The organism is Paenibacillus aestuarii (assembly GCF_027789125.1).
Lineage (GTDB): Bacteria > Bacillota > Bacilli > Paenibacillales > NBRC-103111 > Paenibacillus_E > Paenibacillus_E aestuarii.
Window position 1 is genome coordinate 47,098 of record NZ_JAQFVF010000022.1, and the last position, 25,603, is coordinate 72,700.

Sequence of the window (25,603 nt, forward strand, 5' to 3'; positions counted from 1 at the left end):
TGAATTTACAGCTAAGGGAGATTTTGTCGTGAAAAAGTTAATTATTACTTTAACTATTCTTGCTGTTTTTGTTGGTGGGTTCTTTATGCTCATTAAAAACTTTAACGTAAACCGAATCGGTGCGGATCCATACTATGTTCAAGTCCAGGAGGGCAAAAAAGTTCAAGTGAGAACTTCTGGCGGGGATATGGTTGATTCTTACTTATATCATACAAAAGCATACGACAAAAACGGAAGTGAAAAAACGGTTGATTTCTCCGCTATAAAAATGCTTCGAAAAGATGCTTATCTTCGTGTATATACGAAAGGTTCTGGTGTAAGTTCTTATGAAGAAGTGAAACAAGATGAAGTTCCAAGTAAAGCTTTAGAGAAGCTGAAAGCAAAGTAAGCTTTGCATGAAATAAATTGGATGTGGTAAACATTTTGTAGATGGTTTAACTTCCGGGGGGGACGGTCTCATGTCGCTGAATAAAAAAATATTAATTATAGAAGATGAAGCGGATATTTCGCGGCTGTTGCAAACGGTGCTCCTTAAGGAAGGAATTGCAGAAGTGTTTACAGCGGGTACTGCGGTAGAAGGATTGGAACAATTTCGTGCTGTACAGCCGGATCTTGTGCTGCTTGATATCATGCTGCCAGACGGGGAAGGTTACGAGGTATGTAAAAGTATTCGTGAAACTTCACACGTTCCGATTCTGTTCCTATCTGCCAAAACAGAAGAAGTTGATAAACTATTAGGGCTTGCCATTGGCGGCGATGATTATATTACGAAGCCTTTTAGCCCGAAGGAAGTTGCGTATCGAATTAAAGCACAGTTTCGAAGAGCCAATTATCAGCAGATCGAAGAGAAAGTGAAGCCTGTTATTAAAGCAGGCTCTTTCGAATTTGATGAAGAGCGGATGGAACTGACTAAGAACGGTCAATTGATTGAGCTTAAGCCCAAAGAGCTCGGGATTATGATGCTGCTACTGAAGCACCAGAATCAGATCATTAGCAAAGAAAAGCTGTATGATCGCGTTTGGGGAGAGGAGTTCTACGGATCGGATAATACGGTGATGGTTCATATTCGTAGACTGCGGGAAAAAATCGAAGATGATCCTTCCAATCCACAGTACCTGTTAACTGTTAAAGGGTTGGGATACAAACTTTCAGTAAAGGGCGGAGCTTCATGAAGTGGCGATTGACGGGAAGATTCCTGGTATCTGTTGTAGCAATTGTCATTTTAGTTGTGGTCATGAATATGATTCTCTTTTTCGCTGTGCTTTTCATGCAACCGGATTGGAAAGGTCCCTTTTTTCGAAAAGCCAATTCTCCCGAAAGTGTAACGAGAAATTTTCATGAGCAAATTAATATTGCTGACAATCAAATTACGCTAACGGATCAAGGCAAAGACACCCTCGTCAATCTTCAGGCATGGATTCAGGTGCTCGACGAGAATGGCAAGCAAATCTTTAGTTACCGAACACCAGAAGGGGTTAAAGACAAGTATACACCCATGGATGTTATTCATTATTACAAATATAGAGAACTTGATGGGTATACTACGATATATATTGGAGAAAAGAAAGTAGGAGACCGGACATTTAGTTATTTAATGGGGTTTCAAAATTCTACTTACCAACGTCTAATTTTAATGTATGATTCCCGTGATATTACCCGGATTTTTCAAGTTGGAAGTGTGCTAATTCTCATCTTAGATTCCGTGATTGCGCTTGTTATTGGGTATATTTTCAGTAAAAGATTGACGAAACCGCTCTATGTGGTCATGGAGGGCATTCGTAAGCTGGCGAATCATGATTACAACATCCATTTGGAACCAAAAGGGATCTATAAAGGAGTTCAAGCCAACGTCAAGAATCTTTCGTACGTGCTTGAACAAAGCGAGCTTGAGCGTAAGAAACTTGATCGGATGAAGGAAGAGTGGATCGCCAACATTTCGCATGATTTGAAGACGCCGCTGGCATCCATTCAAGGCTATGCAGAAATGATGGAAAATACAGAGTATCAGTTTTCTATGGAAGAAATGAGGGAATACGCGGGGATCATCGAGCGTAAGTCAGTCTATTTAAAAGATGTGATCGACGATTTGAATTTATCAACACGACTGAAGAACAAGGAGCTTATCTTGAACAAGCAGCGTGTGAATGTCGCTGCGCTTCTTCGTGATATTGTCATCGATATTTTGAATGATACGCGTTATAGGGATCGAAATCTCGAATTTTATTGCAGCGACGAAGTGATCCATTTGGAAGTGGATGCCATACTGTTTCGCAGAACAATCAGTAATTTGATTTATAATGCCATCGTTCATAATGAGCCAAGTGTCGGCATTCAGGTGAGTGTAGAGAAAGATTCCTATACACGGATCCGTATCGAAGACACTGGCAAGGGCATTGCCAAAGAGGAGCTTGCGCGGATATTCGATCGCTATTATCGCGGAACAAATACGGGTGAATTGCACAAAGGATCAGGGCTAGGCATGGCGATTGCCCATGATATTGTCATCGCGCACGGCGGCAAAATCCGTGTGCAAAGCCAATCTGGACAAGGTACGCAAATCGAAATACAATTTAGGAACATAGACCATAAAGATGAATACTGAAATTAGTGACAAGCGGACATGCTCAGCCAAAAGCAGTTGCCGTAGAGAAGAAGCCGCGCAAGCAAAAAGACAGCTTTATTAAGCTGCCCATCTAGTTTTTTTACATCATTTTGTGCGTTAAATGCTTTAAACTTAAGCGCTTTTGCGTTTGTTTTGTTCCATTTTAAAACGTTTAATATAACCGAACCCTAATAATTTCTTTCGATGTTCATCCCAAATACGGAAGTGAATCGACCGCAGACTGGATAAAAGGGTAACGGGGTGCGAGCTTTGGAACATCGGATTCTCGACATGTGCTTGTTCTAAATAATAGTTGGGGACACGAGGGCTAAGGTGATGAATATGATGGTAGCCAATGTTCCCCGTAAACCATTGTAGTACTTTGGGTAATTGATAGAATGAGCTCCCATGTAAAGCGGCGTCAACATAACTCCAGTTTTCATTCCTCTCAAAATAACTATGTTCAAACTGGTGCTGTACGTAGAAAAGCCAAAAACCGGCAACACCCGATATCAGGAAGGTCGGTCCTTGAACCAACAGAAAAGCCTTCCATCCAACTATCCAACATAGAAGTGCTGCTAGAGCCGCTATTCCAAGATTAATCGTATAAGTATTAAGACGTTCTCTAATTTTAGCTTCTTTGCGGTTAAACCGGTATTCGATTAGAAAGACATAGATAGGAGCTAGGACGAATAATATTAGTGGATTTCGATACAAACGGTAACCTAGCCGCTTTTGCCAAGGTAAATCCAAATATTCCTGAACAGTCAAAGTCCAAATATCCCCGGTTCCCCGTCGATCTAAGTTACCATTGGTTGCATGATGGACGGAGTGACTGAATCTCCATTGGTAGAAAGGACTACAAGTCAAGATGCCAGCGATTGTGCCGACAATCTCGTTTGCTGTTCGATTAGCGAAGAAAGAGCCGTGACAGCAGTCATGGAAAATAATGAAAATCCTTACCAGTAAGCCCGCTGTCACAATCGTCAATACCAACGTAAGCCAGTAGGAAATGGATAAACACCAGTACGCTGCGTACCAAAGAACAAAGAAAGGAGTAAAGGTATTGAAAATTTGCCAAACGCTCTTCAAAATGCTTGATTTCTCATAAGGGGCGATCATCTTTTTAAAGCCTGTAGTTTGTTTTAATTTGGTCATCAAGAGCTCCTATTCATGTATCGAATTATCCAATTGTAGCACACTTCTTTGAAGTTCGGATAATGACCGGATAGGTAAATGAAGGATTGGGGTTAATGAATTGGCTTTTTGGAGCTGGCAGTGTTATAATTAATTCAATTAGATAAATGAAAACTAATTCGCATATTGGAAAAGGTCTCATTTTATGATGGTTCTTTTTCCAATGTGTGAATTTTTTTTTAACAGAAAATGATCATGTTAAAAATGATTTGTGGAGGTTATACCATGCAAACAGGTACAGTAAAATGGTTCAACAGTGAAAAGGGTTTTGGTTTTATTGAAGTTGAAGGTGGAAGTGATGTTTTTGTACATTTCAGTGCGATTCAGGGCGATGGTTTCAAATCGTTGGATGAAGGCCAACGCGTTGAATTCAATGTGGTTCAAGGTAATCGTGGACCGCAAGCTGAGAATGTCACAAAAATTTACTAAACGAACGCGAAGCTGCTCTTAACTTTTAGGGGCAGCTTCTTCTTTTAGGTAGAACAAAAAGAGGGGGATAAATATGTATTTTAGTGCGCGTAACAAGTATTTTGAGGCTCTCCCCGTTGAAAACACGCAAATTTGGTCTTGCACGAAAGAAGGATGTAAGGGATGGATGAGGGATAACTTTACATTTGAGTACCAACCTGTTTGTTGTTTATGTTCATCTCCAATGGTCAGTAAAATGAAAATGCTGCCGTTATTAGTGAATTCTAATGATGAATTAAAGGCGATTAGGAAAAGTGTTCAGATGAATTCCACAAGACTGACAACTTCTTAATAATCGTGCATACCGTGAAGTCAGAATAAATCGACAACAGCTGCTGCATATGCTGGGAAAAAGGGGCTTTGCCACAAATGGCAGGCTTCTTTTTGTTGTGAAAAGTTATACCGTTTGCTTAAAATCACAAAATAATGCGGAGGCTGTTATAATGAAAGGAAAAATTTGGATGAATGCCGAAATGAAAATGAACAGAATAAGCTGAGGAGGATTCATAATGCCAATAACAAATCAAACCATCGTTCCGCACTTATGGTATGACAAGGAAGCTAAAGAAGCAGCCGAGTTTTACACTTCTATTTTCCCAAACTCTAAAATTACGAACGTAACGACACTCCATGGCACGCCGTCGGGCGACAGCGATATCGTCACTTTTGAGATCTGGGGGCAGAAGATGATGGCCATCAGCGCGGGGCCTTATTTTAAGATCAATCCGTCAGTGTCTTTCATCGTCAATTTTGACCCATCGCGGGACAAGGACGCAGAAACGTTAATCGATGAGGTTTGGAACAAGTTATCCGATGGTGGCGTGGCGTTAATGCCGCTTGATAAGTATCCTTTTAGTAAGAGGTATGGCTGGATTCAGGACAAGTACGGATTATCGTGGCAGTTGATGCTTACCAATCCTGAAGGTGATGAGCGCCCGGCGATTATACCTTCACTTTTGTTTGTCAGCGATCAGTGTGGCAAAGCGGAAGAGGCCATGAACTTTTATTTATCTGTGTTTAAAAACTCCAAGCAGGGACTTCTTGTTCGTTACCCACAAGGCATGGAACCTGACAAAGAAGGAACCATTATGTTTTCTGATTTTCAGCTTGAAAATCTGTGGTTTACGGCAATGGACAGCGCGCACGAGCATAAGTTCAGTTTCAACGAGGCTATCTCCTTCATGGTCTATTGTGACACACAGGAAGAGATTGATAACTACTGGGAAAAGCTCTCCGCGGTTCCTCAAGCTGAGCAATGCGGCTGGCTTAAAGACAAATTCGGAGTGTCCTGGCAAATTGTTCCCAGGGAGATGGACGAGATGATGAACAAGGGGACACCGGAGCAGATGGAGCGCGTAACGAAGGCGTTTCTGCAAATGAAGAAGTTTAATATTGCGGAGTTGGAGAGAGTTTATAGGGGATAGGAGTCGCTAGACTGCTTTGAAATTTCAGAAACACGAGGGATAAAGAAGGATTCTTTCTTATCCCTCGTTTCTTTTACCGCTTAAAGATGTTCCCTGCTTTCAACATCACGAATGGAATTGTTTAACTCCTCATTTGGCAGGTAATACGTCCCTGCGGCTTCTGTGGTAGTGAACTCAAGCTTTTTTTCTTTGTTTTGAAATAGCTTGACGGAATATAAGTAACCTGTCCGTTCACCTTGATTTCGGTCTACTTCTAGCTTCAAAGTTGTAAGCTTACTTATTAAGTCATGTATTTCTTTGGGGTCAGAAACGGTTGTTAATACCCCGTTAGTACCGTTGCGAATCTCGATGTAATCAACTTTGGAGATATCCCCGGGGTAGATAGTTCCTATGTTAAGAAAGGCATCATCTCCGTGATGAGAATTACCCGAACCTGCTTTACTGCAACCACAAATAATAAGAAATGTCAGACATACAGCTAATAGGATCACTGATCTTTTCATTCGTAATGTCCCCTTACTAAATAGAACGCTCTTAGGGTTTTATTTTTTATTAAAAGCTGGCCAGCATTTTAATTGAATTGAATATCATTCTATGTTTGCATAATTGAAAACTACTAGATTTATTGGATATTTATGTTAAAATACTAACATATTACATTTTGTTCAGCAATCACTTTTCAGAAAATTCCGACCAGATACTAAATTGTAAAAAAGTGTTGATGAGCATGCGTTGGAAGAAGCTAGGGCGCTTTTCGGATGAGTCGCGGGCGCTGTTGAACGCAGTATTTTATTCATAACCTATATAGGCCCATTAGGCGTCTTTCTTTTTACGTTGGAACATTTACCAACAACTCTATCAGCAACTCTATCGACATAAACTGAGGAAATATGGTATTATAAACTTCGTTCTTGATAAAGTGGTAACGCACTAAAGCGAATTATACAACAAGACTAAGGGTGGAGTGGGTTTGATGAAACGACTAGCAACAATGGCATTAGTGATTACAGCAGCGATTTCGATTTTTACAGGCTGTTCAAGTTCAAAAAGCGGCGCTGGCGACGCGAAGAAGCTGGTGATCGGAATTGATGATAAATTTGCGCCAATGGGATTCCGGGATGAGAAGAATGAGATTGTTGGTTTCGATATCGATTATGCCAAAGCTGCGGCTGAGAAAATGGGGACAACGGCGGTTTTTCAACCGATTGATTGGTCGACTAAAGAATCAGAGCTGAACAGCGGCAGGATCGATCTGATTTGGAACGGCTATACGATTACGGACGAGCGTAAAGGCAAAGTTCTTTTTACCAAGCCTTATTTGAAAAATTCGCAAGTGGCGGTGACGTTGGCTAAATCCAACTTTACCAAGCTGGATGATCTGAATGGTAAAGTGGTCGGGCTGCAATCCCTCTCCTCAGCGGCAGATGCGCTTAACGACAGCCCACTAAAGTCCAAAGTCAAATCCGTTACAGAATATGCCGATAACGTGCTTGCGCTTAACGATTTGAAAATTGGCCGCATCGATGCGGTCATTATCGACGAAGTTGTCATCAAGTACTACATGGCCAAAGAACAAGGAACTTTTAAACTGCTGGATGAGTCGCTGGCTCCTGAAGAATACGGAATCGGCGTGAAAAAAGGCAATGAAGCACTGCTTCAAAAGCTGCAAAAAGCGCTTGATGATATGAATCAAGACGGTACGGCGGCGAAAATTTCGCAGAAATGGTTTGGCGAAGACAAAGTTTTGAAATAGCTTAATGAAGATATGCAAAAACCGGGTTTCTTTTGGGGAATCCCGTTTTTGTTTCTTGGGGGTATTTTTCATGTCTGTTGATGGTTTCACTTCGATGGTGATCCCGATGCTCGAAGGAGCGGAGATGACGGTCCTGTTATTTCTGATTGCGATCGTGCTGTCCGTTCCGTTAGGTTTTGTTCTTACCTTAGCGGTGAACAGCCGTAATCAGGGGATTTCCGGGTTCGCTCATACGTACATCTATATCATGCGCGGCACGCCATTATTGCTGCAATTACTCGTCATTTGCTTCGGGCTTCCGATGCTGCCGGGGATTGGCCAATATTTGGTGCTAGACCGGTTTACCGCGGCATGTATCGGATTTATTTTAAACTATGCGGCTTATTTTGCCGAAATTTTTAGAGGCGGTTTGCTTGCGATTGATAAAGGCCAATATGAGGCCTCGCAGGTGCTCGGTTTCAGCAGATGGCAGACAATGACACGCATCATTCTGCCCCAGATGTTCCGGGTCGTTCTGCCAGCCGTCTCCAATGAATCGATTACGCTGATTAAAGATACCGCGCTGCTTTATGCGGTTGCCGTACCGGAATTGCTGCATTATGCGCAGACAGCGGTCAATCGTGATTTCACGATCGTGCCTTTCTTTATCGCGGGTGTTATTTATTTAATCATGACACTTCTGCTGACGGTCTTGTTTAAATGGCTGGAGCGGAGATTTAAATTTGAGTAAAAGGGATGGCGCATGTGGCAATCATAGAAGTAGCTAATCTCAGTAAGTCCTATGGCGAGTTGAACGTGCTGAAGCATATGACTTTTGAAGTAGAAAAGAAAGATGTCGTCGCGGTCATCGGTCCCTCAGGCTCCGGCAAAAGCACCATGCTGCGAAGCCTCATTCATCTAGAGCAGATTAATGGCGGTACGATTCGCGTGACTGGAGAGGCATTGGTCCAGGACGGCGTCTACGCCAAGCCTGCGGATATTAAACGGATCACCTCCAGGATGGGGATGGTGTTCCAGCACTTCAATTTATTCCCTCATCTCACGGTGAGAGAAAATTTGGAGCTGGCGCCGCGCATTGTGAAAGGGGAGTCGGCGGATGATTTCCGCAAACGGAGCATGGCGCTGCTGGATAAGGTCGGCCTGTCCGCTCGGGCATCGGAGTATCCGGCTAAGCTGTCGGGCGGCCAGAAGCAGCGGGTGGCGATTGCGCGGGCGTTGATGATGAATCCGGAAATTTTGCTGTTCGATGAGCCCACTTCGGCTCTCGATCCCGAGTTGACGGGGGAAGTGATGCAGGTGATGAAGAACCTCGCCGAAGAGCACATGACGATGATCGTCGTCACCCATGAAATGGGCTTTGCCAGAGAAGTGGCCAACCGGGTAATGTTTATGGATAAAGGGGAAATCGTCGAATCTGGCCATCCGCAACAATTGTTTACCAATCCGCAGCACGAGCGGACGAAAGCTTTCTTGAATCTTGGGTAGGCACAGCAGCGGTGTGAGGAAGGCTGATAGAACAATAGGGAGCATTGCCGCTGGAATCCGGTGGCAGGCTCCTTTTTGCGTTACAGGAATAGATAAGGTTCGACTTGGTCTGACAAACAGGTACTCAACCCAATTCTTGTACAGTATAATCAGAGGTATCTGGATATATGGATGGAGGACAAGAAGTATGAAAGAAAAATTGAAGATGCTATCAATAGGTATTATCATAGGGGCAACATTGACCACGTCGATCGCTGCAAGTGCGGCTAGTGCGAGCAGCCAGATTGAGGTTTATTTTAAGCAGCTAAAATTTATGTTTGATGGCAAGGAGAAAGCCATTGGTACCGATCAAGGCAAGCCGTTTATTTATGAAGGTACGACCTATGTTCCGCTGCGGTTTATGAGTGAAGCGCTCGGGAAAACCGTGCAGTATGATGCGAATCACGATACGATATGGGTCGGGGACCGCTATACTAGCGCACCTGTTATGAGTATTGATACCAACCATTCTTATCAGGCTACTATTGAAACGACAAAAGGAAGCTTCCGTATTGAGCTCTATGCCAAAGACGCGCCGAAAACGGTCAACAATTTCCTCTTCCTTGCCAAAGAGGGCTTCTATGACGACGTTATTTTCCATCGCGTGTTGAAAGACTTCGTCATCCAAACCGGTGACCCTTCCGGGACTGGCCGCGGGGGACCTGGGTATAGGTTCGAAGATGAGCTGAATAACGGACATAAGTATGAGCCTGGCATTGTTGCCATGGCGAACGCAGGGCCTAACACGAATGGCAGTCAGTTCTTCATTTGCACAGGCGCAGAGAGCGACTATTTGAATCAGATGCCGAACTATACGATTTTCGGTAAGGTGGTGGAAGGGATGGATGTCGTTACTGCGCTGGCGTCCACTCCGGTCGAATACAACGCTAACAATACGGAACAGAGCAAGCCTGTTGACACGATTAGCATCAAAAAAGTGACCATTTCGGAAACGGCGCAATGAGTTTCGGCCAGTATTTGGCCTATCTTCAGCCCATTTTCAGTATGGACGAGCAGAAATTAAGCTGATTTTAACCGGATAATTATTCCAATTTAAGGGACCGTTCATGTAAATTTCAGGAAGCCATTCTATACTTCATTATGTCAAAAGCAAGTGGCATACCGATATGATCGGAGAGGTGAGGAGTAGGATGAGAAAACAACTTATGGTATTGATGGGTGCTGCCATTCTGGCTACATCCACAAGCGGAATCGTGCTTCCGCGGGGAGCTTATGCGGATGAAGCCATGACCGCTGTGAATACAACGGCGCAAGCAAATACAGAGAAGTCTGATGCACAGGCATCAACCGTAGACTTTAGCACGATGTTCTTGAATAACTGGCTAAGCAAGTTGGATGTGCATACCGCAGAAGCGGCAAAAATAAATACGAGTGACTTTAGTGATTTGTTACATAATGGATCGAGCCTTGCGTCTGCTTCGGGTCTTCCTTTATCGGAGCTGACATCTGCGCTTATTAGCCAGTTCGCACTTGATACTGCTTATGAAGTGAAGCAAGGCACGCTTACGGACCAAGAAGCAGCTAGTCTGCAGCAGCAGTTCAATGACAATATTGCGAATTGGGTTCAGCAATCTTGGCCGTGGGCCAGTGCGGCTTCTTACCTGCCTAAGGATGGAAAGAGCATTATCCAAAATCGGTTGAACCATATCGTCTCAGATGCTGCTACTGCGTCGGCTGTCGCAGAAAGCGATATCCGGCAGGCGCTTCAATCCGGACATTCGATTGTTGAGGCAACTGGGATGGACGCGCAGGCGTTAAGAGACGCTTTGAACGCATTGCTGGGCGGAGACCTGGATGCTGCTGTTAGTGCGGGAAGCCTGAAGGCCGAGCAACGGGACCAGCTTGCGAGTTCCGGGGCAGATCAACTTTGGGCGGTCCTTCAGCAAAAAGGTTATGACGAGCGAGCAACGCCATGGATGGAGAAATACGGCCAGGCGCTGCTCAATGATAAGCTGGCCCCTGACATGATCATTCAAGCAACAGCTGCCTTCGCGGGTAAAGACTATAAGGATATCATAGACGGACTGAAAGCAGGCCAAAGCTTGGTGGAAGCTTCCGGCCTGGCATCCGGAGATTTATCTGCGCAGCTTTTGGATACGGTAAGCCGGGATTTGGACAATGAATGGAGTGCGGGCAACCTCTCTGCACTGTTGCGTGATCAGTTGAAGAAGCGTGCGGCTGAGACGATTGACAGAGCCATTGACCAAGACGGATACGGCCAACCGGCTCAAGGCAGCAGCAATCATGCGATCGCAGAGGAGAGCATTCAATCTCTTGTAGAAGCAAGTGCGGATTATGCTGAAGCCGCTGTAACGGATCTGCGCCAGTCCTTGGCTGATGGCCATACGCTAGTTGAAGCAACGGGCAAAGACGAGGCGGATTTAAGCAGCTATTTAATGCTAAACGCACATGCTTATATTGAACAGGCGGTGCAAAAAGGCTGGCTAAATGCTGCTGATCAGTCCGCGACAGAATCGGAGTCTGACAGCCTTGTACAGGACGCGATTAGCCGCGTGGGCTATAAAGATCAAGTGGATGCCAAGCAATATTTGGCTAACCGCTCGGATCGAATCATCGATGACGTCGCTGCGGTCTCCGGCGTCGAAGCTTCCGATTTGCTTAAACGGCTTGCGCAGGGTCAAGGATTAGCTCAAGCGGCGAATCAGGATCCGGATTCACTGCTTTATAACCTGCTGAAACATGCCAACCAAGAGATCAACGGTTTTGCCGGCGCGGGAGCCATAAGCAAGGATGATGCGGCAAAGCTCAAGGCGGATTACGGTGCTTGGGCTGTAAAATATCTTAGTGCAAACTAAGTTGAAATAGAGTAACGGGCGAGCTGCAGTACGGCTTGCCCGTTTTTTGTTTGTTTGGATAAATTCCCCAAGAAAGGTAAACGATTGCGCGATGAAGTAGGCGGAAGCGTCGCTGCGCCAGCTTTCACAGACGAGGTCCTGAACCCAGTTGCGAAAGCGGGGCATGCGGAAATGCACAAGCCGTGGCGGAGCTTGGCCAGCCGAGAATAGATGCGAAATGGACAAAGGACCGCTGTCTGGACCTTCCAGGCATTGAAAACGGAGCAGGATCAGCTGCGAGGGCCATTTGTCGCTATTTTGGATGGAGCTGTGACAATCGGATGGCAGCAGGAACACGTCCCCGTACGTGACCGTAGCGGTTCGGCGATGAAGCTCTGCATGCGAAGTGATTTTAATAGCTCCCTTATGTACGAAACCGAAGAGGGGCTGATGATCGTTCGTGAACTCCAGGGTGCTCCTGCCTTCCAGTTTGTATTCTTGCGCGTCCAGCAGTTGGAGCGTGATGCCTTGAAACGGCTGTGTCATTTCCACCCGGCTTCACCTCCTAACGGAATAGAGTCGTAGTTAGGGTGAATTGTAAATGATAACCGTTCTCAGTGTCAACTTCCCATGAGAAGGAACTTTCTGTATAGTTTGGAGAGACAACAAATACTGCAGACAGGCGGGTGCCCGGCATGGATGCCTTTCCAATGGAAACGATTTTTGCGGCGATCGGCGAGCTGTTCTCTGATGAAACCTCGATAGCGGTCGCGAATACTAAGGAGTACATCTACTATCAACCAAGCAAAAGGATCGATCTGAAGATTAGCGTCGGCGATCCCGTCAAAGAGGGGACGATTGCCTTCAAAGCGCTGACCGGCAAACACAAAGTGTCGGAGTTTATTGACCGCGACATCTTCGGCGTGCCGTACTATGGGATGGCCGTTCCGTTATTTCGTGACGGGGAAATTCAGGGCTGCGTCTCCGCTATTTTTCCAACGCTTGCCTCGGGGAAATCCGTCGTAACGGTGAAGCATCAGGACAGCTGGATTCCGGTTTCTTTTTCGAAAGTGATGTATGTGGAAGCTAGTGAGCGTAAAACGCACGTGATCACCGAAGAACTAACCGGTACGCATAAATATTCTTTGAATGAATTCGAGTTTCTTCTGCCTAAGGAAGATTTTGTGCGCTGCCACCGATCCTTCATCGTGAATGTTAATCATATTAAAGAGATTTATCCAGATACACATTCTACGCTTATCTTGATCATGAACAACCAAAGCCGAATTCCGGTCAGTCAATCGTACACGAGTTATTTTCGCAAGCTGCTCGGATTCTGAATGGGTACGGTTTCAAACGCGATTTTTCCTGCTTCGTCCTGAATATTCCCTATTTCAATCGAAAAAACGCGCTGCCCGCAAGCCATTTGTTAAAATGGCTGTAACGATACGGAGCAGGGGGTATGCAGAATGGAAAACGGTTACGAGAGAATCCGAAACGTTGATCTTCAAGCGAAAGTTGTGACTGCTGCGGAGGCGGCTTCCTGGATCGAAGATGGTATGACACTTGGTTTAAGCGGCTTTACCCGGGCAGGGGATGCCAAAGCGGTGCCTGTCGCCTTAGCAGAGCGCGCTAAACAAGAGAAATTGAAAGTGAACGTATATACCGGTGCCTCGCTGGGGTCGGATGTGGATAAATTGTTTGCAGAAACAGGCTTGCTGCGTAAGCGCCTTCCTTTTCAGGCGGATCCGACGATGCGCAAAAAAATCAATCAGGGCGAGTTCTACTTCGTCGATCAGCACTTATCCAAAACGGCGGAGATGGTCCGCGGCGATGTGCTGGCACCTATTGATTTTGCAATATTGGAAGCGATTGCGATTACCGAAGACCAGCGGATTATCCCTACGACGTCTATAGGAAATTCCATGGTTTTTGCGCAGCATGCCAAAGCTATCATTGTTGAAATTAACTTGGCGCAGTCGCAGCTATTGGAAGGGCTGCACGATTTGTATGAGCCCGGCAAGCAGGGTGAAAGGTCGCCGATTGGGATCGCCAAACCGGATGATCGTATCGGTATCGCAGGCATCCCCGTCGATGCGGATAAAATCAAGGGCATCGTGTTCACGCACCAGAGCGACTCCCCTTCGACGATTACCGCGCCGGATCAAGAGACGGAGACGATCGCGCGGCATCTCATCGGCTTCCTGCGGGAGGAAGTGCGTGCAGGCCGGTTAACGAATCGCTTGGCGCCGCTTCAGTCAGGAATCGGCTCGGTCTCCAATGCCGTTTTCCATGGCTTGTTGCAGTCCGAGTTTACTGATTTGGAAGTGTATTCGGAGGTTTTACAGGACGCCGTGTTTGACTTAATGGATGCTGGCAAAGTTGCCTTTGCCTCCTGCTGCTCGATCACGCTGTCCCCATCGAAGATGGATGAAGTGTTCCCTCATCTTGCGAAGTACCGGGATCGGCTGGTGCTAAGGCCGCAGGAAATTTCCAACCACCCGGAAGTGATCCGCCGTATGGGGCTGATTGCGATCAATACCGCGCTGGAATTCGATATTTATGGCAATGTGAATTCCACGCATGTGCTGGGAACGCAAATGATGAACGGCATCGGGGGTTCCGGCGATTTTGCCCGCAATGCCCGGATCTCGATCTTTGTCACCAAGTCGATAGCGAAGAATGGCGACATCTCCAGCATTGTGCCCTTTGTTTCGCATGTGGATCATACCGAGCACGATGTGGATGTGGTGGTCACGGAGCAAGGCTATGCGGATCTGCGCGGATTGGCGCCGCGAGAGCGGGCTGAGCTTATTATCCGCAACTGCGCGCATCCGATGTATAGGGAAAGTTTGGCGGACTATTACAAGGAAGCGCTGACCAGGGGCGGACAAACCCCGCATGTCCTTGAAAAGGCGTTGTCCTGGCATACGCAGTATGCGCAAACAGGATCTATGCGTCAAGCGGTACCGCTGAGCCGGTAACCATTCTAGATGAGTTGGACACCTGAAAGGGTGTCTTTTTGTTATAAGCAAAAAAAGAGAATCACCATCAAAAATGTGCAAATCCACCGTAAAACCTTGATAGCAAGAAGGTGATAGGCTTCAAAAAATGTGCTATAGACGGTAATGTATGCACGGCATACAGTTAGGACATGGATGGCTTCGTCCATAGGAGTATGATGTGGCCGAGAATGTTAGGCGAGGAGATGGTGGCTGAACGATTCTGCGTGGCAAGTATAAACCGATTTGTAAACGGTTGCAAAAGAGAAGGAGCTGCATGATTGAGAACGAATGAACCGTAACGTAACTGAAGGAGTGATAGGGATAGTGAGACATGGCGTACAATTGAAAAAAATCGTTTCCTTGCTTTTAGCAGGAGCCCTCTTGGTTCCAAATCTGGTATCGGCGGATGGCTCCAGCGGCACAGCAGCCGCGATTGACAGCAGCGAGCTCGAAGCGGTCTATCAGACGGACTTTGGCGATTCGGCTGCGGTCGATCCGGTAAACTGGGGCTTTACGACCGCGAATGCGACGGTCACGACAAACACGTATGCGATCACAGGCAACAGCACACCGAAGCTGGAGTTTACGCAAACGAATCAAACGGGGGGCCGCGTGGCGACAAAGACCTTCGGCACATCCGTTAAAGGCAGCCAAATCCTTGTTCAATTCGACTGGTACCCTGGCAAAGTGAATGATAAAAGCGCTAGCAATCCCAGCGAAAATGGCGGCGAGTTCAGAGTGATGGACAGCTCGGGCAACACGGTATTCACTTTGAACAATACCAACCTCGCGCCGCTGCAGTATTTTGCTGGGAAGCAGCCCGCTGCGAGCACTGGATTCACCAATCCTTTGACGTGGTACACCGTCGGGATCAATCTGGACGTGGAGAACGATGTCGTCGGGTTAAAACTGACGGACAAAGCGACGGGCACAAGCGAAAGCTATTCATCGAGCTTGAACGGTGTGGCTTTCGACGGCTCTGTAGCCTCCGTGAAGCTGGTCGGCATGCGGACATCGGGGAATAATATTTCCTGGACGACGTTCCTGGACAACTTCAGCGTCTATCATGTGTCGATCCCGGATAACCGGATTACAAAAGTGGAAAAGCTGCCTTACCGGACGGTGTATGTCGATCAAACGACAAGCGATATCCATTCGCTCGGGCTGCCGGCGACCGTTCAAGTTTCGCTTGCCAATAATACGACAGCGGACGTTCCGGTAAGTGAATGGACGGCCACCGATCAAGCATGGAATCCGCATAAAGCCGGCGTCTACACGTTCAAAGGAACGCTTGCTGTTCCTCAAAGTCTGGAGAACGGCTTTGGCCGCTATGCGACGCTATATGTGAATAACCGTCTCGCTCCGACAAATATGGCGCGGCAGACGCAATGGCTGGATCGCGGCTTGATCGCACTCAAATCGGCGGACGGCGTGTTTGTCAGCTGGCGCCTGCTTGCCGATGAGTACGATCAGGATGTGACATTTAATCTGTACCGCAACGGGAAAAAGGTAAATGCTACACCTTTGTCAGTAACCAATTATTTGGATACTTCCGGCGTTCCAGGGGATACCTATCAAGTGGAAACACTGGACCGCGGAAAGCCTGACGGCAAAGAAGCAGCAAAAGCGGTCAGCAACGACTACCTATCCATTCCGATGCAAAAACCGGAAGGAGGAACGACGGCTACGGGCAGTTACACGTACAGTGTCAATGACGCTGGTGTCGGCGATTTGGACGGAGACGGCGAGTACGAAGTTGTCGTCAAATGGTACCCATCGAATGCGATCGACAGCTCGCAGACAGGGATGACAGGACCGACGATTTTCGACGCGTACAAATTGGACGGTACGCTGTTATGGCGCATGAATATGGGGCTGAATCTGACATCTGGCGCACATTACAATCAATTTGTAATCGCGGATTTTGATGGGGACGGCAAGAGTGAGTTTTTTATTAAAACTGCGGATGCGACTACGGTCTACGGGGCCAAAGACGGCAAGTTCGACAGCAGCAAAGTGATCAGTGTCATCGGCAACGCGGCGGACAATGGCAAATGGGTGAATGATACCGGCCATATCTTCGGCGGTCCAGAATATGTTTCGATCTTCCAAGGAGATACCGGCAAGGTTATCGACACGGTGAATTATGCGTTCCCGCTGGGTGATGTCGCGTCGTGGGGCGACACTTGGTATAACCGTTCCGACCGCTTCCTGTCGGGGTTGGCTTACTTGGACGGCGTGACGCCGAGTGCGATCTATGGCCGAGGATATTATGAGCGGACTACTTTTGTGGCGTACCATCTGGTAAAAGGCAAGCTGCAAGCGCAGTGGACGTTCGATTCCGCGCAAGTGGGACGCGGTGGCGGCTTAGGCTTTCATAATCTGGCCACAGCCGATGTGGATAACGATGGATTCGATGAGATCATCGCCGGCTCGTTGACGTTGGATCAGGATGGCACGATCCTCTATGCGATGGATGGTGAGATGCAGCGCGAGCAAGGTTCACATGGGGATGCGCTGCATGTAGGAGCTTTTGACCCGGCTCGTGAAGGGCTGCAAGTTATGGCGGTGCATGAGGTGCCGGCTGTCGCCTCCGTTGAGCTGCATGATGCTGGAACCGGTGAAACGTTGATGTCCTACAATGCCTATGTGGATACAGGGCGGGGATTGGCTGCGAATATCACCTCCGAACCCGGGTTTGAATTCTGGGGAGCGGGGGGCACGACCGCGGCGTCTGGCGGAGGGATTTACAACGTGCAGGGTCACGTCGTCGCCAACAGTTATCGCACGGCAGGGCTTTCCATAAATTTCGCGCTGCTATGGGACGGCGACCTGCTGAGTGAGCTGCTCGATAATACGTCGATCACGAAGTATAACGAAAGTAAAGGTGTTGCGGAGACGATAGCGAGCTTTGACGGGGTTGTCAGCAACAATGGCACCAAGGCGACGCCGACTCTGCAAGCCGACATTCTGGGCGATTGGCGCGAAGAGGTTCTGCTGCCAACGACCGATAGTTCGGAGCTGCGCATCTTCAGCACGACGACTCCGACGGCGTACAGGCTGTACACGCTTATGCAGGATCCTCTGTACCGCAACGGTATCGCTTGGCAGAACTCGGCGTATAATCAGCCGCCGCATTTAAGTTTCTACCTGGGCGAGGATATACGGAACACGGTCCTTGCGGGCAAGCTGCAGGCGCCAAAAGTGATTTATACGAACAATGGGAAACCGAAAGGCCCGAAAGATCCGAAAGGCCCCAAGGATAATTAGGGACGAAAAGCATGGAAAAAGGCTGTTCCGGAAGGTCTATGACTTCCTGGCAGCCTTTTTTAGCTTATGCAGGGGCACGCCCAGCGGATAGCGGAATAATCCCGGATTTCAGCAAGTTTTCAGCTTCTTTTTATATGGTGATCAGCTTAGCCTCAGTTGGATTTCAGGTTCACCCGTTATACTCATCCTTGTAAAGCAAATATCGAAAGGCAAGGTGAATCCTATGACAACAATGAAATCCATGAACACGAAAACGAAGGCTGCTCAAGATATCCAAGGCGCTTTCACTTACCATAAACATTACAACGCCGCGCAGGTGACTTCTCTTACCGGTTCGCAAGCCCGCGAGGTGCTGAACGCTTTTGAATTTCCGGTTATCCGCTTCAGCAAAGTCCCCGACTCACAAGAGTACAAGTCCGGAGAAGCGTGGACAAGCCGGCACGACGCGGACATGAGCTTTATGTCTAACGAGCATGAGATGACGGAGCATCTCGTGCATGTTTAGAATGCGAACACCTTACCGGTTCCTGCTGGCTAGCTCGTGGTTCATCGTTCTGCTGATTTTAACCTGCACCGTGAATCTGGAAGCTTTATTGTATCAGCACACGCTTGAATTTGATTTTAATGCGCATCCGCAATTTACGGAGCTGCTTCGGGTCGATTTGACGCAAATTCACCCGAAATGGGTGCTGGTGAAATTCGGCCATTTTCTAGGATTCGCGATCATGGACCTGCTGCTGTTCAACTTGCTGCGCAGGCAAAAGCCGGCGCTGATCATCGCCGTTTTCCTGGCTGTCCTATCGGAAATATGCCAATTGTATTTCAACCGCGACGGCAGAATCTATGATATGGCGATCGATTCGGCCGGCATCGTGTTATCCCATTATGTGATTCAAGCCGCTCTCCTGGTGCGCAGCAAAGTTTCCACTATGTGGAACGTGAATCATCTCAACCAATAAAAAAGACATTCGCGCGGTCTCAAGCCGTAAGCGGATGTCTTTTTTCGATTACACGTGATAGACGTTATTACGCCCATTTCTTTTGGACCGGTACAAGGCTTCGTCGCAATCTCTGTAGAGGGCTTCGAGCTGCGTCGTCGGCTGCGGAATAACCGTGAGGACGCCGAGGCTGATGGTAAATGGCTGCGGAATCCCGGCCAGGATGGCGTTATGCGTGCTTTGCCGAATCTCCTCCGCTTTCGCAGCGGCCTTGGCCGCATCCCGCCCAGGAAGCAGGATGGCGAACTCATCTCCGCCGAACCGCGCGAACAAGTCCTCGGCAAGGAGACAGCGCCGGATCTGCTGCGCCAAATATTGCAGCGCCTGATCGCCGACGAGGTGGCCGTAGGTATCATTGATCGTTTTGAAATGATCAATGTCAAAAAGCATCAGCGTAACCGGCTGCTTCTTGCGTGCATAAACGCCCAGGAGGCGCTGGGCTTCGGCAGCAAACGTCCGCCGATTCAACGTCCCCGTCAAATCGTCGAAGTTCGCCAAGCGGCGGAGCTCCTGATCGGACCGTTCTTTCATCAGCAGGGCGAAACCGGTATTCCCTGAAATCATGACGAGATATAAAGCCAGGAATGAAAGGGTCTGAAAGCCGCCATTGTTATAAAAACTCATCGATTGACCGGAAAAGAGGGTCAGCAGCGCTCTCCCAAGGAGTGTGGTGATCACAAACAAATAAAAATACCCCATGATGCGTCTCAGCATGGAGGCGGAGCCATCGCGAATCAGCAGGTAAACCGGAATCATCAGCGTAGCGGAGAGAGCGATGGAAGCATAGATAATGCGCAAGTTCTCATCGTTGAACAAAAACAGGAGAAGCTGATACACGATTAAGTTGCAGGCGGTAAAGGTGAGGACTAAAGTTTTGGCCATTCCGCTCCAGGCGTGGTGCAGCATCAGCACAGCGGCGATTTCCAGGCACACACCAATGATGAGAAAGGAATTGGATAACGATAAGGTCAGCTTATCCGGGACATCGTGGCTGACAACAAGCAGAAACCAAGTCGTGGCTTGTACACATTTGGCAGAAAAAAAAGTGCTTAAAGATTTGTCCTTAACCTGGCCGCGCCAGTAGGCAAAGATGAGCACAGCAGTAAACAAATGCCCGACGACGAGGGCGACGAACATCGTAATCATATCCAGTTGAATATTCATAGGGCCACTACCTATTCTCTGTTTAGGAACGCACAAGTAATATTCCTATGAGTATAGCAAATACTGGGGGAGATTTACATCAGTCTTCTTCTGAATCAAGCCACTCAATGGACAGCGTCAATTTATTTTTGCCTCCATCGGTTTTATGGCTGATTTTATACTCCATGCCGGCATCCGGCAGTTGGACTTGGCGGCCGCGGATATGCAGTTGGTCATCTTCCAGCTGCTCGGCGGTGCGCCGCAGCAGTTCGGCAAACTGCTGCCGGTTGCCGACAAACTCTTCCTCTATGCGCATAGATGGCACCTCCCTTGGTTATTGAGTGGATGCAAGCAATTGCTGCAGAACGGCATTTTTTGCTATTTCAAACTCGAAACTCTCGATAAGCTTTTCTGGCTCATAATCGGTATCGCCCTTTTTGAACGGTTTTTTCGCCTCGCCATAAAAAGTATGCGGAAATAACAAGTCGATGTAGAGGACTCGCCGCCGCTCATCCGTTAAGGGCAGCTCTTCCTCGAAATAGGAGATCCACGTGTTGAGATCTGCGGCTGTCCAAGTTCCGAGCTCATCCATGCGCTTGGTGATCAGCTTGCGCAGGTCGCGCAGTGGCAGGTCGTAAGTTAAATTATCCAAGTCCAAAATATAGACGCCACGCTCGGTTTGCAGCGCATTCCCTTTGCCGTAATCTTGGTGGCTCAAATATCCGTAAGGCTCGACGGCTGCAACCCACTTGGCGTAAGCTGACGTACGCAGCAAATCTAGCGCTTGCCGAGCGGCTGCGATCATAACCACAGCCAATTGCGCATAAGTCTCGTGAAATTTGGACGATTCCTCCTCGGCAATCGCTTTCCAGTCTATAAGTTCCTGTGTCATCTTCGCGTAATGGAGCGGCCACTTGCCCAATTTATCATAAACTTCGCAGTCAGACGGGGGCTGGAAGCCGAGGGAATCCCGTTCGAAACGGGCAATGCCGCGAAGGCCCGCACGCAGGTGCTCTTCGTTTCGCTCCATGTCCAGATCCGTTCCTTCAATCCAAGAATACAACACAAGCGCATGGCCTTCGTGCACGAAATACAGCTCGCCGCTCTTGGTAGGCAGGATGGAGGCGACCAAGGCGCCTCTGCCGGCCAAATAAGCTTGCGCTGCAGTTGTAAATTTTACGATTGGAAGTGGCTTGCGAATCCTTTTCAGGCAGATCGTCCCCACAGCGGATTGCATTTTCCAAATCGTTTTGATGCCGCCGCTTTGAATAACCTCGATTTGATTTACCTGAATATGGGAATAGTGTGACGCCATCAGCTTCTCCCCGAGCGCTTGAAGTTCATTCGTCGCAGACATTAAACCACCTCATCCAGTCTAGCAAGGAACTCTTGCAGCACGGCTTCCTTGCTTAATTCGGTATCAATCATTTCCTGCAGGCGGGAGACATGCTTCTGGATCGGCCATTTCTCCTCACGATGCTCATAGTACTTGGAAGCTTGGCCGAGAAAGAGATGCGGGAACAGGATATCCGCTGCAAGGACCCTGTATTGTTCGGCTGTTAGCGGGTTGACGGACTGATAGGCTTTAATCATCGTCATCATTTGCGGCAAGTTCCATTGCGCTTCTTTTTTCATCACCTTGTTCAAAATTTTCCGCAAGTCGCGGACAGGCAGGTCCACCGTCAAAGAATCCATATCATAGACGTATAGATGACCGTCATCGCCGATCGCCAAATTCCCCGCAGCGTAATCCTGATGGCACAGCGTCTTGGTTGTACGGGTTTCTGCAGCCCACCGGTCAAAATCAGAGTGGTTCAAAACGTCAAGCGCTTGCTGGCATTGCTGCAGGAAGTGGTCGGCATGCTGCAGGAACAGCTTGTCGAACGCTTTCAAATCGGCAGCGCCAGTGCGCGCTGTTTTCCATTTCAAGATGAGCGCAGCTCGTCTTTGGTAATCCTCCCGCCACTCTTCCAGAAGGAAGGAGGGGAAGTAACCGGTTGGGGATTCGATGCCCTTGGAAGCGCGATGGAATGCCGCCATCCCCTGCAAAATCTGCACCAACTCTTCCTCGATTTCATACTCCGGCGACCGCCCGTGCACGCATTCAAACAAGACAAAAAATTCATCGTCCGATTTGACATACGCTTCCCCGGAGGTTGCCTTCATGACACCAGGTGTGCGGACTCCATGGGCTTTTAAATAATCGATTGCATGCGTCATGAATTGAATGTGATCTTCCGCAAAAGGGACTTTCTTCAAAATGAACTCACCTTGGGAAGTCAGAATCGACCAGACAGCTTTTTTACCTTTGTAAGATAATAAAGAAATATGAGTAGTCTCCAAGGGATAATGGGCAATGACCTTTTTGACCGTCTCGGCAAATACAGTATCCATAGATCGTCCTCCTAACTTGATGAAATCGCTTGCTCATATAACTGCTCCAACCGCTGCGCCACATGCTGGAAGCCATAGTTTGCCTCAGCTGTGGCACGGCCTGCCTGAGCCAACCGCGAGGCCTCTTCCGCATGGTCGAAGAGGTAATTAATCGCTTCGGCGAACGCTTGCGGGTTCGTGAAGTCATCGATCACGATGCCGTTAACCATGTGATCGAAGATCTCGGGATTGCCGCCTCGACGCGTCGTCACAATAGGCAAACCGGCGCCCATGGCCTCGTAGTGGACTCTGGCCAGCGGCTCCTCCCACTGCGAGCAGCAGACGAACAGGTCGCCGAGCAGAAAATGCTCCGGAATTTGACTGGGCGCCACAAAATTCGTGAAAACAACACGATTCTCACCGAGGGCTTCCGCCAGATGGCGCAGTTTCAGCGTGTACTCGTCCATACGGTCGTCGCTGAACCATCGGCTTCCGACAATGACGAGAACCGCGTCGGAATGCTTGTGGATAACTTGTTCCATCGCCTGTATCAGCACATCAGGGCCTTTCACCTTGCTGAGCCGCCCGACAAACAAGACGACCTTGTTATGATCGACACCGAATTGCTGGCGAAGCGCGGACCGCAACGGCTGCACATTTGCGTCCCAGATCGGACGATATATATCCAGATCAATTCCGGAATAAACGGTACTTATTTTCGGCTTGGCGGAAGGAAGCCTGTCGGTGATCGTGCGGCCGATGTAATCGCTGACCGTCATAATGCCGTCGGCAATTTGGATGGCGAGCTCTCCGATCTGACGGGATATTTTCGCTTCCTTGAACATCTCGTTATGAAGACTGACCACAAAGCGGCTGCTGGGCATCGCGTGTTTGTACAGTAAAAGATGCTTCGGCCGGTTGCATACATGAATCAGGTCATAAGGAACTTCCTCCAGTGCCAGTTGCTTGGCGACCTGGAGCTCATAATCTTCGCGGGGAACCCGGATGTAGCGCACGCCATGAACGGTTTCCCTATCGGGCAGTTCGGGATCGTCAATGCAATAAATCGTCAATGCGTGTTTGGCGGCGAGATAGGGGGCTACACCATTCATGAAAATTTGAATGGCTCCTCCCCGAAGCGGCGGTACTGGCAGGCGTTCGGTGCATATCATAGCCAGCTTCATCCTATCATCACACTCCTTTCATATTATTAAAATATGATAGATTTGCGCTGTGGAAACGGCGAACATGACGATCGGCGAAAATGATTTAATCGTTATGTTTACTTCCCATACTCGCTGCCAAAACAAAAACACCTCCAAGGTGATCCACACGTCTTACGACATGGCTCAATCTCTTGAAGGTGTTTTGATTTGTGTTAACAAGTCAGTAGGGCGGGACGTCTACGGTTGTTGATCAAATCGGTTAAACATCATGTTATACATGACCGCCGCCAACACAGCTAATACCGCCAGCACTATGAATGTCCAATTAAAGCCGATCCAGCTGCTGATCGGGATGGAAAGCGGCGCGATTGTCCGACCGATCGTGTAGCGGAGGCTGGCCGCCGCAAAGTATTGGCCACGCATATGCTCCGGGGCGAGCCTGGACACGAAGGCCTGCTGCGGGCCTGCTGACATCAGCTCAGCCAGTGTAAATACCGCAATGGCCAGCGTAAAGCCCCAGAAGGTGGACATCTGGCCGAAGAGGATGATGCCTATCGCATAAAAGAGCGCGCCGCCGATAAACACATACCGGTCCCGGAAACCGGCCATCCACTTGGTGACGATCACGGTGAACAAAGCAACGAAGAGTCCGTTCTCAGACACAATCATGCCGAACAACTGTTTGCCGGAAGCTTGCAGACTCCAATCGCCGATAGAGAAGACCGTCGTCGTCGCGACAGATTCCTGCAGAAATACCGGAAAGAGCAGATCCAGCTGCATGAATGTTTGCGAAAGCAGGACGCCGCCGATGACGAACAGCAGGAATACCCGGTCGGTGGCGATGACCCGGTAGTCGCGCAGCTGTACGGTTAAAAAGCGGTACCACGGAACTTCGGAGTGGGATTCGTGGCGGTCGGCGACATGCTGCGGCAGTGTTTCGTGCAAGCGGGTGCTCATCACTAGCGCGAGCAGGATGCAGAACGCTGCGGCAGCGAACAATACCATGTAGGGGTTGTCCTCATACAGGAGGGAGCCCAGCAGCGGACCGGCCACAACAGCGATGTTGGCAGCCGTATAGAAGATGGCGAAAACGCTGGATCGGTGCTCTTCCTCCACGACATCCGCGACCATCGCTTGGCTCGCCGGCCAGTACAGCGCGCCGCAGAAGCTGGCGAAGCTGAAGCCGCAGAAGCCGACAAACGGGAGGGATACCCACGGGGAGGCGGCGAAGCCGAAAATCCCGTACCCGACGGCTTGCCCATAGGCGGCAACGACCATCATGCGCTTCCGCCCGAAACGATCGGCGCAATAACCGCCAAGCAAATTGGCGATGACCGAGAGCGTTTGCGACAAGATGAGCAGCAGGCCGGTCCAGCCTTTGCCGAACGAATGAGAGAAGTAGATGGATAAAAAAGGGAAAAATGCCCAAAAGATGACGTTAAATGCGGCTTCTCCGCCGAGGCGGATTTTTAAATTCGTGTCCCAATCTCTGATTTTCATGTAAGCATTCTCCGATGCATAGAAATAAGACCTGATAAAAGGTGCGGTTAGCAGGCATCATCAGGCTATTATAACTGAAGGCAGGATGAATTGACCATAGTCCAATTTATATGTAAACGTAAAGTTCAATTTTGGATAAAGGCGAACATTTATCGATTTTTTATTAGTATAGTTCGGAAAAATGCAGAAATTTAGGACGGAAACTATTGACGGGGCAGCCGACCATCCTATATTCTATTACAGGCACAATTGAAATTATCGAAAATGCTACATTCGTATATCCTCAATAATATGGTTTGAGGGTTTCTACAAGGAGCCAAAGAATCCTAACTACGAATAGGGGAGACGTGCAGCTGCTTTCTTG

The 25,603-nt window shown here is 48.3% G+C and carries 24 protein-coding genes and 1 riboswitch; of the genes, 16 read left to right on the forward strand and 8 right to left on the reverse strand.

The annotated features are described in order from the left end of the window. The first annotated feature begins 28 nt into the window (after positions 1–28). From O9139_RS07550 to O9139_RS07560, 3 genes are all read left to right on the forward strand, one after another. The gene (locus O9139_RS07550; protein WP_270878843.1) at positions 29–388 is read left to right on the forward strand and encodes a YxeA family protein; all 360 of its coding nucleotides are present in this window, start codon (positions 29–31) and stop codon (positions 386–388) included. Between the two features lie 70 nt (positions 389–458). After that, complete coding sequence (locus O9139_RS07555) at positions 459–1,172, forward strand: response regulator transcription factor (protein WP_270878844.1); 714 nt, start codon at positions 459–461, stop codon at positions 1,170–1,172. Next, complete coding sequence (locus tag O9139_RS07560) at positions 1,169–2,602, forward strand: sensor histidine kinase (protein WP_270878845.1); 1,434 nt, start codon at positions 1,169–1,171, stop codon at positions 2,600–2,602. The genes O9139_RS07555 and O9139_RS07560 overlap by 4 nt, the downstream gene beginning before the upstream one ends. 132 nt (positions 2,603–2,734) lie before the next feature. Here O9139_RS07560 and O9139_RS07565 read toward each other — a convergent pair whose 3' ends face one another. After that, on the reverse strand, positions 2,735–3,760 hold the full coding sequence (locus O9139_RS07565; protein ID WP_270878846.1) for a fatty acid desaturase: 1,026 nt from the start codon (positions 3,758–3,760) through the stop codon (positions 2,735–2,737). 264 nt (positions 3,761–4,024) lie between these two features. Here O9139_RS07565 and O9139_RS07570 point away from each other — a divergent pair, with 264 nt between their 5' ends. The 3 genes from O9139_RS07570 to O9139_RS07580 all read left to right on the forward strand — a co-directional run bounded on the left by O9139_RS07570 (position 4,025) and on the right by O9139_RS07580 (position 5,691). After that, positions 4,025–4,228 carry a cold-shock protein gene (locus tag O9139_RS07570; RefSeq protein ID WP_270878847.1) on the forward strand — a complete coding sequence of 68 codons (204 nt, stop codon included), beginning with the start codon at positions 4,025–4,027 and terminating at the stop codon, positions 4,226–4,228. A 73-nt stretch (positions 4,229–4,301) separates the two neighbouring features. Next, a complete protein-coding gene (locus tag O9139_RS07575; RefSeq protein WP_270878848.1) occupies positions 4,302–4,559 on the forward strand; it encodes a cold-shock protein in 258 nt (85 codons plus the stop codon). A gap of 217 nt (positions 4,560–4,776) precedes the next feature. Continuing rightward, positions 4,777–5,691, forward strand: coding sequence for a VOC family protein (locus tag O9139_RS07580; RefSeq protein ID WP_270878849.1), 915 nt, complete (start codon positions 4,777–4,779; stop codon positions 5,689–5,691). 80 nt (positions 5,692–5,771) lie between these two features. On the opposite strand, the gene O9139_RS07585 is transcribed toward O9139_RS07580, so the two are convergent. Continuing rightward, positions 5,772–6,194: a hypothetical protein gene (locus O9139_RS07585; protein WP_270878850.1), complete on the reverse strand. Its 423-nt coding sequence runs from the start codon at positions 6,192–6,194 to the stop codon at positions 5,772–5,774. A gap of 470 nt (positions 6,195–6,664) precedes the next feature. Between O9139_RS07585 and O9139_RS07590 the strand changes: the two genes are divergently transcribed. The 10 genes from O9139_RS07590 (at position 6,665) to O9139_RS07635 (ending at position 19,018) form a co-directional block, all read left to right on the forward strand. Beyond that, the gene (locus tag O9139_RS07590; RefSeq protein WP_270878851.1) at positions 6,665–7,444 is read left to right on the forward strand and encodes an amino acid ABC transporter substrate-binding protein; all 780 of its coding nucleotides are present in this window, start codon (positions 6,665–6,667) and stop codon (positions 7,442–7,444) included. 70 nt (positions 7,445–7,514) lie between these two features. Continuing rightward, entirely contained in the window at positions 7,515–8,174 is a 660-nt protein-coding gene (locus tag O9139_RS07595) for an amino acid ABC transporter permease (protein ID WP_270878852.1), read from the forward strand. A 14-nt stretch (positions 8,175–8,188) separates the two neighbouring features. After that, positions 8,189–8,929 carry an amino acid ABC transporter ATP-binding protein gene (locus O9139_RS07600; protein ID WP_270878853.1) on the forward strand — a complete coding sequence of 247 codons (741 nt, stop codon included), beginning with the start codon at positions 8,189–8,191 and terminating at the stop codon, positions 8,927–8,929. Positions 8,930–9,116: 187 nt separating this feature from the next. Further along, complete coding sequence (locus O9139_RS07605) at positions 9,117–9,932, forward strand: peptidylprolyl isomerase (protein ID WP_270878854.1); 816 nt, start codon at positions 9,117–9,119, stop codon at positions 9,930–9,932. Positions 9,933–10,119: 187 nt separating this feature from the next. Continuing rightward, positions 10,120–11,805 carry a hypothetical protein gene (locus O9139_RS07610; protein ID WP_270878855.1) on the forward strand — a complete coding sequence of 562 codons (1,686 nt, stop codon included), beginning with the start codon at positions 10,120–10,122 and terminating at the stop codon, positions 11,803–11,805. A 674-nt stretch (positions 11,806–12,479) separates the two neighbouring features. Beyond that, positions 12,480–13,124: a LytTR family DNA-binding domain-containing protein gene (locus O9139_RS07615; protein WP_270878856.1), complete on the forward strand. Its 645-nt coding sequence runs from the start codon at positions 12,480–12,482 to the stop codon at positions 13,122–13,124. Between the two features lie 129 nt (positions 13,125–13,253). Further along, complete coding sequence (locus O9139_RS07620; protein ID WP_270878857.1) at positions 13,254–14,768, forward strand: acetyl-CoA hydrolase/transferase family protein; 1,515 nt, start codon at positions 13,254–13,256, stop codon at positions 14,766–14,768. A 345-nt stretch (positions 14,769–15,113) separates the two neighbouring features. After that, entirely contained in the window at positions 15,114–18,059 is a 2,946-nt protein-coding gene (locus tag O9139_RS07625; protein WP_270878858.1) for a rhamnogalacturonan lyase family protein, read from the forward strand. A 223-nt stretch (positions 18,060–18,282) separates the two neighbouring features. Continuing rightward, entirely contained in the window at positions 18,283–18,564 is a 282-nt protein-coding gene (locus O9139_RS07630) for a hypothetical protein (protein WP_270878859.1), read from the forward strand. After that, positions 18,557–19,018, forward strand: a complete 462-nt coding sequence (locus O9139_RS07635; protein ID WP_270878860.1) for a VanZ family protein — start codon at positions 18,557–18,559, stop codon at positions 19,016–19,018. The genes O9139_RS07630 and O9139_RS07635 overlap by 8 nt, the downstream gene beginning before the upstream one ends. Before the next feature lie 48 nt (positions 19,019–19,066). Here the strand turns inward: O9139_RS07635 and O9139_RS07640 are convergent, their stop codons facing one another. The 6 genes from O9139_RS07640 to O9139_RS07665 form a co-directional block, all read right to left on the reverse strand. After that, the gene (locus O9139_RS07640) at positions 19,067–20,221 is read right to left on the reverse strand and encodes a GGDEF domain-containing protein (RefSeq protein WP_270878861.1); all 1,155 of its coding nucleotides are present in this window, start codon (positions 20,219–20,221) and stop codon (positions 19,067–19,069) included. A gap of 79 nt (positions 20,222–20,300) precedes the next feature. Further along, positions 20,301–20,516, reverse strand: a complete 216-nt coding sequence (locus O9139_RS07645; protein WP_270878862.1) for an amphi-Trp domain-containing protein — start codon at positions 20,514–20,516, stop codon at positions 20,301–20,303. A gap of 18 nt (positions 20,517–20,534) precedes the next feature. Continuing rightward, positions 20,535–21,557 carry a CotS family spore coat protein gene (locus O9139_RS07650; protein ID WP_270878863.1) on the reverse strand — a complete coding sequence of 341 codons (1,023 nt, stop codon included), beginning with the start codon at positions 21,555–21,557 and terminating at the stop codon, positions 20,535–20,537. Continuing rightward, the gene (locus O9139_RS07655) at positions 21,557–22,594 is read right to left on the reverse strand and encodes a CotS family spore coat protein (RefSeq protein WP_270878864.1); all 1,038 of its coding nucleotides are present in this window, start codon (positions 22,592–22,594) and stop codon (positions 21,557–21,559) included. Before O9139_RS07655 ends, O9139_RS07650 begins: the two co-directional genes overlap by 1 nt. Before the next feature lie 11 nt (positions 22,595–22,605). After that, positions 22,606–23,757 carry a glycosyltransferase family 4 protein gene (locus O9139_RS07660; RefSeq protein ID WP_270878865.1) on the reverse strand — a complete coding sequence of 384 codons (1,152 nt, stop codon included), beginning with the start codon at positions 23,755–23,757 and terminating at the stop codon, positions 22,606–22,608. Between the two features lie 219 nt (positions 23,758–23,976). Continuing rightward, positions 23,977–25,239 (reverse strand): MDR family MFS transporter, encoded by a 1,263-nt coding sequence (locus tag O9139_RS07665; protein WP_270878866.1) that lies wholly within the window; start codon positions 25,237–25,239, stop codon positions 23,977–23,979. A gap of 253 nt (positions 25,240–25,492) precedes the next feature. After that, positions 25,493–25,592: riboswitch (purine riboswitch) on the forward strand. The last annotated feature ends 11 nt before the right edge of the window (positions 25,593–25,603 follow it).